The following is a 14691-nucleotide window of genomic DNA, read 5'->3' on the forward strand; positions in this document are numbered from 1 at the left end:
GAAACTCAATGGCTTTTTTATTATGAATATACTAATACTTGGGCAACTAATAATCCACCGCCAAAGATAAATACAAAAACGACAATTGGCCATACAAATTTAAACCAATGTGAATATTTCATATCCAACATTTGTAATGTAGCCATAATCAATCCTGTTGGTGCTAAAAATAGCATCGCATATTGTCCAAATTGATACGCTGTAACAATCACAAATCGAGGAATACCTACTGTATCAGCAAGTGGTGCAAATATTGGCATCGCAAGTACAGCTAATCCTGATGATGAAGGAATAATAAATCCTAGGAAGAAAAAGATAATCAATAATACAAGAATAAACAGTGGTCCATTCACATGTTTTACAAGTGATGATGAAAAATTTAACACTGTATCTGAAATCAGTCCATCATTCATAATCCTATTAATACCACGTGCAAGACCAATGATTAATGATACGCCTACTAAGCTTGATGCACCATTAACAAATGCATCGACCACTTTTTTCTCACCTAATCCATTCTTACCTAATGCGACAATAAGCATAATCACAATGGTGAAGGCTAAAAACATAGACGCCATAATCGGGAACCACCATCCCTGAGTCATGACGCCCCAAACCATAATTGGGAATGGCAAGATAAAGAGTATTAAAATAATTTTTTCACGTAAGGTAAAGATACTGTCTTCACCATTATTCTTAATTACTGACCATTGTCGTTCAAACTTCACTTTATCATCATACGTGTATGATCGTTTCGGATTTTTTTTAATGCGTTTTGCATACCAGTATAAATATCCAATCGTAAAGATGGTTGCTACAATAAGTCCAGCAATACGCCAATATAATCCATCTACAAATGTTGTTCCTGCAGCATTAGAGGCAATGACTACTGAAAAAGGGTTAACGGTTGAAAACGTACTCCCAATAGAACTCGCCAGGAAAATAGACCCTACACATATGATAGAATCATAGCCCATCGCTATAAAAATAGGTACCAACACTGGATAGAAAGCGACCGCTTCTTCTTCAATACCACATAACGTTCCACCTAAAATCATTAAGATGGATACCATAAAAACCAGTAAAAATTCATGCCCTTTCGTTTTTTTAGTTAATGCTAATAATCCCGATTCAAAAGCACCACTCGTTTGTACGACGCCTATTAAACCACCAAGCACAAGAATAAATACCATGACATCGACAGCTTCAATCGTTCCATTTACCATACTTGTCGTAATTTGATCGGGACCCGCTGGCTTTTGTTTCAAGCGCTCGTAAGTTCCAGGAATCGATATCGGTTTATTGATAGCACCTGATTTAAATTGGTTCACATCAATTTTGACACCTAATTTATCAAGTTGATCTTGTGTCCCTGGGACTGTCGTTGTTTTATGATGTGCATCGACAATCTTAAATTCATGCGCTCCTGCATTATAAGAAAGCTTAGAATACGCACCTGCTGGCACAATCCAAGTTGCTAACACTGCAATAATGGTTAAAATAAATAATATTGTAAATGCACCAGGCATTTTTAATCGAAACCGTTTTTTCTCTTTTCTATCAGATGCTGTATGCGATACGCGTTCACTGTGTTCCATGCTCCCCACCCCTTTAATCTTAATCACTTCAACATGTACCACGTCATAATTACAATTGAGTCATTTTAAAATTGTTTTTTCACACTTTAAGTTTATGTCTAATGCATATGACATTCAATGATGATTTAAAGTAAATTGATTACTATTCATACTTTGGATACATCTTTTACATATGTTGAGTTGTCCATTTTAGTGCAACAACTCAATATATAAAAATAGAGTAAATAATTAATGTTCAATGACATTAATTATTTACTCCTATTTATTTGGTTTAGTTATTAGATTGGTGATGTTTACGACGACTGAACCATACAAGTGCACCGCCTGCAATAGCAATCACTGCTACAATTGGAATCCAGTTTTTCTTAATGGCTTCACCTGTTGCAGGTAATGATAAATTTCCATCACTATTAAATAAACCGCTAAGTAAACCATCATCGCCTAAATTACCTAATGATAAACCTTGTGTTGGATTAGGAATATCACTTATACCATCAAGTAAGCTATTTCCATTTGTTAATCCATCAAGCAAACTACTACCTGAAGGAAGATTACCTAATAGACTTGAACCGAGATTTGAACCACTTGTGTTACCCGTAATACGATCTAATAATGATGGGCGATTTACAATTGGATCAAGAATATAATTTAATCTATTTTTGGCTTGACCTAAGCTATTTTGAAGTTGTAATAAGTCATTTGCTTTACCATTAATTGTACTTTTCACTAAATCCAAAGCATTCGCTTTGTCAGATTGTACTCTTGAAATAATATCAGCTAAAACCTTCGCTTTTGCTTGGTTTAATTTTGTTGCTAACATTGTTTCAATAGCTTGTTTACGATTAGACGTTTTATCTAAAATATCATTTAAAATATCATCACTAGACACAAGACCATGTTGATTAAATGCTTGTTTTAAGCGATCAACAATTTGTGAATTTGTTAAATGGTCATTGGCTAATCGTTTCGCAATAGTAGCCGCTTCATTTTGCCCTAAACGTGTAGATAAAATTGTTTTTAATAAATCCTCTTTATTAGTAGCTTGTTCTAACATAGATTTTAAAATGTCATCACTCGTTGTTGAAGTTAATCCATCAATTTGTTTCATAATCTGATCTGCAATTTGTTTATCAGACTGCCCTTTTGTTTTAATATTTTTCAAGATGTGTTGTGCTTCATTTTTACTAAACACGCTGTTTAATATATCTTCAGCTGCATGTTGTTTGTCAGACGCTTGTTGCAAACGATTAAGAATAATATCACGGTTATTCTCTATATTTTTACGTACAGTTTCAATGTCATTATCAATAGCTTGTTTATCTTTTTTCGCTAAATCAGCTTGATGTTGAATGTTATCACGTAAATCAGATAATTGATCTAATTTACGATTGATATATAAATGACTGGCATCATCTTTACTATTTTCAATTTTAGCAATAGCTTGATTAATTTTTTCAGTTTCAGATAATTGGTGATTCACTTTATCGAATTGGTGATGTCGTGCATCTGTATCTAAGTCTTGATCTTTATGAGTATCGTTTAATTTAGCTAATCCATCTAATATATGATGGTTTGAATTAGAATGTGTTGTATTTTCTGTTGTTGGCGCATCTTGAATGCTAGATGATTCAGTTGTCTCCTCTTCTGTACTATTTTCATCACTTGGTAATTGATTTGAATCGTTTTCTTTTGAACTTTCGATGTCTTTTTTAGCACTATCAATATCATTTTTAATACTATCTAATTTATCAACAATAGACGTTTCTGATTTAGAAGAGGTTGTTTGGTTTGAAGGTTTCTCTGTTGTTGGCACTTCTTTTGGTGATTCTTCCGTAGTAGGTTCCTCTTTCGTTACTTCATCAGTTGTGTTTTCAGAAGTATTTGATTCAGAAGACGAGGATTCATTTGATGTTGTTGCATCTTTTTGTTGACCGCTATCAACTTTATTAGATAAAGTATCTAGATCTGATACGATGTTATCTAATTCATTTGATATATTAGATGTATTATCAGCAGAAGTGTCGTGACTTGTTGTAGCCTTTTCTTCTTCTTCTGTTGAAGCATCTTGAGTGCTAGATGATTCAGTGCTATTATCCTTGTTTGAAACGTCAGTTGTGTTTTCTTGTGCTGTTACTTTATTTTCTTTTTTCGCTTCTTTGATTATATCTTTAATTTCATTCTGATTTTTAGCACTTTCAATATCTTCTTTATAACTTTTTAACTCAACTGCACTTAAATGTTTTAGTTGCTTAATGTCTTTTTTCGCTTTATTCATTGCATCTTGTAAATCTTTTTGAACATGTGTTGTAGTTTCAGAAGTTGCTGTTTCTGCATCTTGTGTTGCTGCAAATGCATCTTTAGTAAACCCGTAACCTACAAGTGAACTACTTAATATTAAAGCTGAACATGACACTTTTAAATACGAACTTAGCTTCGACATTTTACGATTTTTGTTTTGCGTATTTTTATTCATTAATGCCACCCTTTTTTAGTGATATTCCATTTCATTATATAACATTTTACATAAAACTTGAATGTCTTATTATATTTTTATTTATTCGTTTTAATCAAAGATTAAACATCATTAACTATTATATTTTTAAGCGTTTTATATTCATTTTTCGAATATTCGTTACCTCTACTGAATACTGATATTGACCTGTTAAATCAATCAGCGATAAAAACTTATTGTGTCCTGCGCCTGTATCTATAGATAATTCATTTTTATTTTTATAAATCTCGTCTTTCTTTAATCCATAGCGATCATTCGGTACATGACCATGAACTAAATATTTATTTTTAGGAATCTGACGATTAAGCGAATGTGAATAATGTCCAGTAGTATATTCTTTAATCTGCTTATTCAAAGGTTTATTGGTATCTATTCCTGCATGTGCAAAAATATAATTACCAATCACTTCAACAGCAGATAATTCACGTAAGAACGGATGCCAACGCTTAATCTTTTTATCTTTACTATTTAACCAGCGCATTTCATGATTACCTGCTAAAGCAAGCGCACCACGTCGTTTTAACCTTTTAACCAATTTTAATGTTCCAAATGAATCCGGCCCATTATTGACGTAATCCCCCATAAGTACGAGTTGATCTTTTTTGGGATTATATTTTGCTCGTTTTAAAAGTATGGAAAGGGCTTTTCGATGTCCATGAATATCAGAAATCACAAGTAGTCTTTCTGACATGTAAATCTCTCCTTAAATGTAAATGCTTTATGTTGTAAGATTTGTTAAGCAACATTGTTATTACCCTCAATTTTTAATTTAATACATGAGAGCGTAACAAAATTTTTATTCAATCCTCTACTGATAATACTGTATATTCCATTATAATGTATCAACATTAACTAACTTTAAACAATTTATTAACGTAACCTCAAAATTCTTTCTTTAATATAAACAATAGAATAGAAAAAATTTATATATTTTGGGGAATTAATTTATGAATACAAAACAAATGATGATTTTTAAAAATTTTGTTGAATTGCAGAATGAAAATGCTGTTGCTGAAAAACTGGGGATAACGCAACCAACTGTAACATTTCATCTAAAAAATTTAAATAACGAACTTGGAATACCCTTATATTTTAAAAAAGGGAAATGTTTCAATTTAACAGATGCTGGAGACTTACTTTATCGTAATTCTAATAAAATGCTAAATTTAATTGATGAAACAACACATATGATTGAAGAATTCAAACAATCCAAACGTGGGACTTTACGCGTTGGAGCAAGTCATGCACCTATTTATAGTATTCTTCCTACCACTTTAAAAAAATATATGCACGATTATCCAAATATTGATATGAATTTAATTGTAGATACTGCTCCTATGATATTAAAGAAAATAAAAGATAGAGAAATTGATATCGGCGTTATTTCAGAAAAAGGATTCAATGAAAAAGAATTGAAAGTGAAACGTCTTCAAGAAAATCCACTTGTTATCGCAATGGATAAAAGACATCCTTTGGCTTCAAAAACAGATATTTCATTAGAAGATTTAAATGCGTATCGTTTCATTATTCATAGTAGTGGTTCAACACGAGAAAGTATTGATGATTGGCGAAAAAACAATTTTATTGATTTAAATGTTCATATGGAATCAAATAGTATTAGTAGTATATTAACCATTATTAAAGATTCTAATTATCTGAGTCTTGTAAGTCAAAGCACCTTATTCCATCATCCTAATATTATTGGCAAGTCATTAAAAGAAGGCCCACCTTCAAGTTATATCTCTATCGTTTACCGGGCAGATCATCATCTCACTGCTCTTATTCAAAACTTTATGACATTAATCTATTCTTTAAAAAATGAAAGTATTTAGACGTCAATGAGATGAAAAGATCATTTATATAACCAAAGGAGTAGAAAACAATTCTTGTAGAATTCATTTTCTACTCCTTTTAATTATTTTATTAAATGTAAATTTATTATAAATTTTATTAATAAATAACTATAAAAATGATAACATTTTTACATTATATTAATAAATCGCTATAAAAATTTGTCTGTTCCTAATATAATAAAATTAAGAGAACACCGTTTTCATCAATTTTGATATGAAGGAGGCTGAGTTGATGCTTATACTTTCTATTATTTTACTAGTAGTTGGTATCATACTCATCTCTATTAGTAGCTTCGTCGCATATAGACAAGATATTGATCTTAGAGAAAAAATATATTTACCTGGCGTTTTATTTGTACTCATTGGTGCAATTTGTCTTATCGGATATTTCGTAGCTTAAATTTATACATATCATAAAGAGAAGGATAACGAATTTTAAATGAATGTTATCCTTCTCTTTTTTATGCTCCTCCTCACTTCTTCTATAAAAAAACAACAATTTTAATAAAATGTTGCATTTTCCAACGTCTTAAATTTTTTAATGGTACACATATAATCAAACTCTTGTTAAATTATAAAATACGTTCTATTAACGTACATTGTCTAATAACGCTATTTTAACAATAAAAGGAGGTATTATATTGGCAAATCTATTATATAAACTTGGTACATTTATCGCTAAGCATAAATGGCTAAGTATTATTATATGGTTAGTCGTACTTGGTGTAGTGATTGCGCCTCTATTAGTTACTTCACCAAAATTTGATAGTGATATCAAAATGAATGGATTAAAATCCATTGATACGAATGATAAAATCAGTAAAGAATTTCATCAAGACAGTGAAAAAGCGTCCATGAAGATTGTCTTTCATTCAAATAAAGAGGATGGATTGAAAGATAAAACAACGAAAAAAGACATAGAGGATGCCTTAGATAATATTAAACAAGATGATGATTATATACAAAACATTTCTAATCCATATGAGTCGGGACAGGTCAATAGTGAAGGCGATACAGCTATTGCTAATATCAGCTATGTTGTCCCTCAAACAAGTATGCAAGATTCATCTAAAAAGATAGTAAATAAAGCACTTCAAGATATTAAAGATAATCACAACATTCAAATTGAAAAAACAACTGGTATGTCAATGGGCTCTGAACCTGGTGGTGTTTCTGAAATAGTAGGTATCGTAGTTGCTTTCATTATTTTACTTATCACATTTGGCTCTCTTATTGCAGCAGGTATGCCAATTATTAGTGCGATTCTTGGTTTAGCAACAAGTGTCGGTATGATTTCATTACTTACATTTATGTTTGACATTCCAAACTTCACATTAACACTAGCTGTAATGATTGGCTTAGCGGTAGGTATTGACTATTCTTTATTTATTCTATTTAGATATAAAGAAATTAAAAAATCAGGTACTGCCACGGTAGAAGCAATTGGTAAAGCAGTAGGTACTGCAGGTAGTGCTGTTATCTTTGCTGGTATTACAGTAATGATGGCAGTGTGTGGTTTATCACTAGTAGGCATTGATTTCTTAGCAATTATGGGATTTGCTTCAGCTATTAGTGTGTTATTCGCTGTTTTAGCAGCCTTAACATTACTTCCTGCATTAATTAGTATTTTCCATAAAAGTATTAAAATTAAAAATAAGCCTACTAAAAATAAAGACCCTAAACATCATCCATGGGCTAAATTCGTTGTAGGTAAACCTGTGCTTGCAACGATTATTAGTTTAGTGATTCTTATTCTAGCTATCATTCCAATCACAGGCATGCGTCTTGGTATTCCTGATGACAGTCTTAAACCAAACGATTCTTCTGAGCATAAAGCGTATCAACTGATTTCAGATAATTTTGGTGAAGGCTATAACGGACAAATTGTAATGTTAGTGAATACTAAAGATGGTGGAAGTAAAACATCAATTGAAAATGATTTAAGTAATATGCGTAGAGATATAGAAGATTTAGATAATGTAGATACAGTATCTAAAGCACAATTGAATGGTAATAATCACTATGCTATCTTTACGATTATTCCAAATGAAGGTCCAAACGCTAAATCTACCACAGATCTTGTATATGAATTGAGAGATTATCACAAAGATGCCGAAGATAAATATCATTATGACACTGAGATTTCTGGTCAAAGCGTCATTAATATCGATATGTCAGAAAAACTGAATGATGCTATCCCAGTATTCGCTAGCGTTATCATTATACTAGCATTTATTTTACTTATGATTGTATTTAGATCTATCCTTGTGCCATTAAAAGCAGTACTTGGATTTGTCTTATCATTAATGGCAACCCTTGGATTTACAACCTTAGTCATGCAAGATGGTGTGATGAGTAGTCTATTTGGTGTAGACAATACAGGTCCATTACTTGCCTTTTTACCTGTTATTACAATCGGTTTATTATTCGGATTAGCCATTGACTATGAATTATTCTTAATGACACGTGTTCATGAAGAATACAGCAAAACTGGAGATAATGATCACTCTATTCGCGTAGGTATTAAAGAAAGTGGTCCAGTTATCGTTGCCGCTGCATTAATTATGTTCAGTGTGTTTATTGCCTTTATCTTCCAAGATGATACTGCAATTAAATCAATGGGTCTTTCTCTTGCATTTGGTGTATTATTTGATGCTTTTATTGTCAGAATGACATTAATTCCTGCTTTAACTAAATTATTCGGTAATGCATCTTGGTACTTACCGAAATGGTTAGGTGTTATATTACCTAAAATTGACGTTGAAGGTAAAGCATTAGAAGAACATCATGAATCTTCTACTTCTAATTACAAACATTCAGAGGCCCCTCGTTATAGAGAATTCGTTGATACACAAGATGTATCTTATCAACATCAAAATCGCAGCTATGCTACCCATTCTAATAATTATAATGCATATGATGATGTTGATTACGAAGCTTTATATACCGAAGAAGGTACACCTGAAACGGTTCATTCTAAGCGACAAGAACAGCATGACACTACAACTTATTTTGATAAAACCACACACCTATACAAAGATTTAACTGATAATAATACGGAGCAGGATGTATTATTTAAAGCATTGATGCTTTATGCCCGCGAACATAATCAACATGTTTACGATAAATATCAAACGAGTCATACAGACAATAGAAAAGATGATCAGGGAGGCGAAAGATATTGATGCTTAAATCACGCGTATCAAAATTTTTAGTACTATTAGCCACACTCACACTAGCCATAGTTTTAAGTGCCTGTGGGAATAGTCAATCCAACTCTTCTACACAAAGTAAAACCGAATTAGGAGACAAAACGATTGAAATCCCTTATATTGCAAGTGATAATTCAACTGCACGTTCACTTGTGATTGCGGAAGTATTAAAGAAAGCTGGTTATGATGTTACAACTACACCTGTGCCAGCAAGTGGACCATTATATGCAACAGTGTCTGCAAGTGATGATGCATTTCATGCTTCAGGTATTTTTCCAGAAACAGATAAAAGATATTATGATAAATTTAAAGATACACTTACTTTATATGATGAGAAACATTTAATTGATCATGTTAATGTTGGATTAGCAGTACCTAAATATGTTCAGAACATTGATTCAATTAAAGATTTAAAAGATGATAAAGATTTTGGTAAATCTGTAGATTGGACAATTCAAGGTACTGATAACAGAAATGGTGTTATGCAACAAACGAATGATGAATTAGATAGAGACGATTTGAGTAAATATAGCCTAGATAAAAGTTCCGATCAGGAACAATTCAAAAAAATTCAAAAAGCATATCAACAACAACAACCTATTCTTTTCACATCAATGGAACCAAATTGGTTCTCTAAAGAATTAGATGTCAAAATGCTTAAAGATCCAGACAAAATTTATGGAAATAATAAGCAACATATTGATTTAGTATTCAATCATAATTTTAAAGAAAAACATCCAGCGGCATATGACATTGCAACACGTATGGCAAAAGATTGGGATCAAAAAGATGAGGAACGTTTAGCTAAAAACATCTTTGTTAAAAGTAAAAATCCTGAACAAGTAGCAAAAGATTATGTAGACAATCATGATCACAACGTCGATGATTGGTTAAAAGATATCGACACTAAATAAATATTAAATTGACACTTTATTTGACAATTAAGTGTGGCGAAGAATATTAAATATTCTATCGTCACACTTTTTTATTATCATATTAAAGATGTATATTTGGAATTATTCTAAAGTTTATGATACTTTACTTTTAATAAGTCAAACTTTCGAACTAGAAAAAATGAATAGGAGTATTTTCGGATTATGCCTACTGCCAATCAAAAGCGTATGATTAAACATATAAACGCAACTGTATTTAAATTATTAAATGATTATCATTTTGACGAAATAACAATTCAAAAAATTTGTGATAACGCAGAAATTAATCGTAGTACATTTTATCGTTATTTCCAAGATAAATACGATCTTCTATTCTCTTTACCTGACTATATCGCAACTCAATTTCATCATGAAGATACTCGACCTTTTCTTTCTACAGAAGAATCTTTTCAACAATTCATCTATTTTATCGGAGAACATAAGAAAGTATTTAAACATTTACTGACCTCTTCTCGTCAAGCGGATGTCTTTCGTAATCTAACGCATGTAAGTCGTGAATTAATGTTAGATAACGTAAAAAGTCAAAATGATCCACTTTCTTTAAAAATTAAACACAGTCATCATCCTGAAATTATTGCAGATTTTTATAGCAGTGGCATGATAGAGGTCTTAAGACGTTGGGTAGAAAATGATTACAATTATAGTGTAGATGAGATTTTTGCTACATTGCATGACATTTTAGATATATCTTTAAACTGTAAATAGTCTAATAATGCTTTGACTTCACGTCCTACTTGAAAAGTGGATTATGTGTTTTGTCCTGTCATCACATGTCCATCTACTTCTACATAAGTTATCAATGGAAGACATCTAGCCAAGTAGGTTGCTCCACGTTGTTTAATTCATTTTTTAATGGAAAGGAATAGTGGGCATCTCTATTAACCATCGACCTAGAAAGTGTCTTAATTGGAAGATGTCCTATGAACTTTTAAATTCTAAGTTGTTGCACTTAATTTGACAACTCAACTTATAAAAAATGAGCATCCAAACTCATTTTGAATTTGAATGCTTTCGATACCCATAATGTCATCGTATTACATTTTTTCTACGTGGTAAAAGTAAAGCGACTATAAGGGCGATGATTCCAATGGCCGCAATTATTATAAATTGTAATGTAAAATTAGATAATGGTTGAATAAGAATCATCAATAATGGCGCAATGGCTGTTCCTAAAAACAGAATAAATGTATTAACGGATAAGAAGAAACCTTGATTACGATTAACAACCATGCCTACTTTTGAAATCGTCGATGGAATTGCAAACGCAATACCTCCTACAAATATTACACTCCATATCACCAATAAAATAACGTTTGTAGTGAAGCCCATTAAAATAAGAGAAACGATACTAACAATTAATGCTCCTACAATCACTTGTTTAACTCCTATTCGCTCACTCATACGACCTGCTAATAATGAAAGTAACATCCCAATAATACCAAAGAGTTTAGCATTAATTGCTGTTGCTTCCGAGCCACCCACAATATCAGAAGTAATATAATGATTAAAAATTGTATACATACTAATGAACATGGTAAGTAAGGATAAAGAAATAAGATAACATAATATGACTATTTTATTATCTTTAAAATCTTTAAAGTTTTTGAAGAAACCTACTAGTTTGAGTTGAGGATTTTTCACTGGACTTTCTGGAACGAATTTATAAATGAGTATTGCTATAAGAATGTAGAGTAATGTCAATATGAAATAAACCATATGCCAATTAGAATAACGTACTACAATTTCACTCAAGTTTTGGCCAATGACACCAGACAACATAAAACTTGTACTAATAAAACTAATCGCAGTCACACGTTTTACTGGTGAATATATTTCAGTGACATAAGTAATAGATACAGGTGAAAAAGCTGCCGCACATATACCTTGAATTGCACGAAGAATAATAAGTAGTGTGAACGAATGAATGAAGCCTATAAGTAAACATATAATGACGAGTCCAATAAGTCCAAATAAAATCGTACGAATACGTCCAAATTTTTCAGAAATTGTACCATAAAATAGACAACTTATTGAATACGTAAATGAAAAGATCACACCATTTAGTGAGGCAACAGCATTTGAAATGCCAAAATCTTTTGCGAATACCGAGGTAAGGGGTAAAGCAGTATATAAACTTGCCATAACAATAATACCTGAAATAAAGAAAATTGTAGTCATTCGATTATAATTCACCGATGTTTCCATAGTATAACTCCTTTCATAGATTTTTTCACAACAGTATTATTATGACACGTTCAATATAGTTTCTAAAGTGTACTGATTAACACTTTCTTATAAAAAGATAATTATCTAACGCTTTTTATTGACTTTACTTACCAATAATCATATAATTTCTAGTATAAAAATTATACTTATTTTATAATAAAATAATTTAACTAAAAAAGGAGTACTTATTAATGATCTTACGTTATGCTGCAAATTTAAAACTTGCAAAAGAATTATATGATTCATCAAAACCAAAATTACAAGGTAGTCAAGAAATGATTGATACATTTAAAAATGTATTTGGTTTACCAGAAAAATCAGTTAAATTAGCAGGCACAGTAGAAGCTACTGCTGCTGCATTATTTGCTGCAAGCTTCTTAAACAAAAATATTTCTCGTTTAGGTTCTATTGCAACATTTGGTGTATTAGGCGTTGCAGCTTACAAACACTTTGAAGCTGGTCATGGTAAAGAAGGCGCACAACACGCTTTAGATTTACTTGGCTTAGCTGCTTTAAGTTTTGCTGATACATTCGGTAAAAACTAATTCAATAACTATATAAATAAAAACGTTCAGCGTGAATGCATTACACATTTATGCTGAACGTTTTTATTTAACTTTTTTTAACGCGACTTTTATACTTAGTTTAACTAAAAAATATAATATAAAGGAGCGTTTAGATAATGATATTACGTTATGCTACCAATTTAAAACTCGCTAAAGATTTGTATGCCGCTTCAAAACGTAAACTTACCGGTAACCCTTATACTAAACAACTATTTACACAAGATTTTAAATTATCGGAACGTGCAATGAAATTAGCAGGTGTGATTGAGTTCATTGCATCGGGTTTGTTTGCCACAAGTGTCTTGCATAAAAATATCTCTCGCTTAGGATCACTTGTCACGTTTAGTGTATTAAGCGTTGCAGTATATAAACGCCTTGAGGCAGGTCATGGTAAGGTTGGCGCACAACATGCTTTAGATCTATTAGGTTTAGCTGCACTTAGTCTTATCGATACATTTTCTAAGAAATAATAAAGCGCACATGGGACAACGAATACGATATGAATGCTGTCCCATTCTTTTTAATTGTATTTATTTAATATACTTTTAGAGATATGACATAACGAGATGTCTTCAGGATGTTTATCTAATCTATCTTGATGTTCGTCTGCACTTTTAACATAATTTTCTAAAGGACGTACTTCCACAACGATTTTATCTCTATCTGAACGTTGTTGAATGAATTGTTGTGCTTCTTTAAGATGGTTTTCATTTTCACTATAAACACCTGTACGATATTTAGGTCCTTTATCTACGCCTTGCTTATTCAGACTGTATGGGTCTATGATTTCAAATAAATAATGCATTAAATCATGAATTGAAGTGATGTCAGGATTAAAAACTGTTTTAACGCATTCTACATAGCCATCATATTCATCATCAAGTCGCTGCGTCGTTCCATTCGCACGTCCTGCTTCAGTAGCTATAACGCCTGGCAATGTTTTAATAAATGCTTGTACACCCCACAAACACCCTCCAGCTAGATATACTGTTTCCAATGTATCACTCCTATTTTTATAATTCCTTTACTAAATTATACCAAGCTACATTTGCATGATTAGAATCTGATAATCCTTTATTAATATATCCATGTGATTCATAAAAACTTACTAAAGTATCACGACAAGTGAGAGTGACTCCGAAACGTACATGTTGCCTTGCTATATTCTCAAAATTATTTAACAGTTGTCCTGCAATGCCTTGATGTTGAAAATCTTTCGCTACAACTAAACCGAGTACACTTAAATAATCACCCATATTGGGGTTAGGTCTAATCGATGCAAATAAATCATCTGTAATACACTTATTCGAAATAGCTGGACCATTAATATAGCCAACGATTTGATTGTTTTCTTCTGCAACAATAAACGTATCCGGAATGATTTCAATACGCTGTTTTAAAGCTTTAGTTGTTGCTGCTTCTTCTTTAGTAAACCCTTCATTTTCTAATTGAATTAAACGTTCTAAATCATCTGCCACTACATTTCGAAAATTCATCTTCTACATCCTTTCAATGTCATAATATAGTTTTATTTAATAGCGATTTATCCTATCAACTTTTAAGTGTATGACAAATCTGTCATATAGATGATAGGAAATATTAAGGTTGTTTTTTTATGAATATGTTAGTTTATAAATGTACATAGTTATGATTATTTTTGAAAAATAAAATCATTATCTTTATGTATATAGAATGATCATTACTAAGAACTAACTACCTTTGACTATACATCATTTTAAATAGGTATTTGGTACAACACTTATAGCATCTT

Annotated in this window: 12 protein-coding genes and 1 pseudogene; 7 read left to right on the plus strand and 6 right to left on the minus strand. The window is 31.5% G+C overall.

The window, feature by feature from the left end; genetic code table 11:
* Nucleotides 1–20: 20 nt before the first annotated feature.
* From NR218_RS02155 to NR218_RS02165, 3 genes are all read right to left on the minus strand, one after another.
* Nucleotides 21–1598 carry a YfcC family protein gene (locus NR218_RS02155; protein ID WP_019834765.1) on the minus strand — a complete coding sequence of 526 codons (1578 nt, stop codon included), beginning with the start codon at nt 1596–1598 and terminating at the stop codon, nt 21–23.
* Nucleotides 1599–1869: 271 nt separating this feature from the next.
* Nucleotides 1870–4071, minus strand: coding sequence for an LPXTG cell wall anchor domain-containing protein (locus NR218_RS02160; protein ID WP_019834764.1), 2202 nt, complete (start codon nt 4069–4071; stop codon nt 1870–1872).
* Between the two features lie 118 nt (nt 4072–4189).
* Nucleotides 4190–4801, minus strand: coding sequence for a metallophosphoesterase (locus tag NR218_RS02165; RefSeq protein WP_019834763.1), 612 nt, complete (start codon nt 4799–4801; stop codon nt 4190–4192).
* A gap of 256 nt (nt 4802–5057) precedes the next feature.
* Between NR218_RS02165 and NR218_RS02170 the strand changes: the two genes are divergently transcribed.
* The 5 genes and pseudogenes from NR218_RS02170 (at nt 5058) to NR218_RS02190 (ending at nt 10833) form a co-directional block, all read left to right on the plus strand.
* On the plus strand, nt 5058–5942 hold the full coding sequence (locus tag NR218_RS02170) for a LysR family transcriptional regulator (protein WP_002449315.1): 885 nt from the start codon (nt 5058–5060) through the stop codon (nt 5940–5942).
* A 253-nt stretch (nt 5943–6195) separates the two neighbouring features.
* A complete protein-coding gene (locus NR218_RS02175; protein ID WP_002449294.1) occupies nt 6196–6363 on the plus strand; it encodes a hypothetical protein in 168 nt (55 codons plus the stop codon).
* A 241-nt stretch (nt 6364–6604) separates the two neighbouring features.
* A pseudogene (locus NR218_RS02180) lies at nt 6605–8762 on the plus strand (MMPL family transporter); the annotation flags it as partial.
* 385 nt (nt 8763–9147) lie between these two features.
* Entirely contained in the window at nt 9148–10089 is a 942-nt protein-coding gene (locus tag NR218_RS02185) for a glycine betaine ABC transporter substrate-binding protein (RefSeq protein ID WP_019834761.1), read from the plus strand.
* 183 nt (nt 10090–10272) lie between these two features.
* Nucleotides 10273–10833: a TetR/AcrR family transcriptional regulator gene (locus NR218_RS02190; RefSeq protein ID WP_019834760.1), complete on the plus strand. Its 561-nt coding sequence runs from the start codon at nt 10273–10275 to the stop codon at nt 10831–10833.
* Nucleotides 10834–11154: 321 nt separating this feature from the next.
* On the opposite strand, the gene NR218_RS02195 is transcribed toward NR218_RS02190, so the two are convergent.
* On the minus strand, nt 11155–12333 hold the full coding sequence (locus NR218_RS02195; protein WP_265848309.1) for an MFS transporter: 1179 nt from the start codon (nt 12331–12333) through the stop codon (nt 11155–11157).
* A 212-nt stretch (nt 12334–12545) separates the two neighbouring features.
* Between NR218_RS02195 and NR218_RS02200 the strand changes: the two genes are divergently transcribed.
* Nucleotides 12546–12899 carry a DoxX family protein gene (locus NR218_RS02200; RefSeq protein ID WP_002449545.1) on the plus strand — a complete coding sequence of 118 codons (354 nt, stop codon included), beginning with the start codon at nt 12546–12548 and terminating at the stop codon, nt 12897–12899.
* 137 nt (nt 12900–13036) lie between these two features.
* Nucleotides 13037–13390, plus strand: a complete 354-nt coding sequence (locus tag NR218_RS02205; protein ID WP_002449196.1) for a hypothetical protein — start codon at nt 13037–13039, stop codon at nt 13388–13390.
* A gap of 50 nt (nt 13391–13440) precedes the next feature.
* Here the strand turns inward: NR218_RS02205 and NR218_RS02210 are convergent, their stop codons facing one another.
* Both NR218_RS02210 and NR218_RS02215 read right to left on the minus strand, forming a co-directional pair.
* Nucleotides 13441–13917: a peptide-methionine (S)-S-oxide reductase gene (locus NR218_RS02210; protein WP_002449282.1), complete on the minus strand. Its 477-nt coding sequence runs from the start codon at nt 13915–13917 to the stop codon at nt 13441–13443.
* A 16-nt stretch (nt 13918–13933) separates the two neighbouring features.
* Nucleotides 13934–14416, minus strand: a complete 483-nt coding sequence (locus NR218_RS02215) for a GNAT family N-acetyltransferase (RefSeq protein WP_019834758.1) — start codon at nt 14414–14416, stop codon at nt 13934–13936.
* Between the last annotated feature and the right edge of the window lie 275 nt (nt 14417–14691).

It is taken from the genome of Staphylococcus sp. SUC_1.2 (assembly GCF_026222585.1).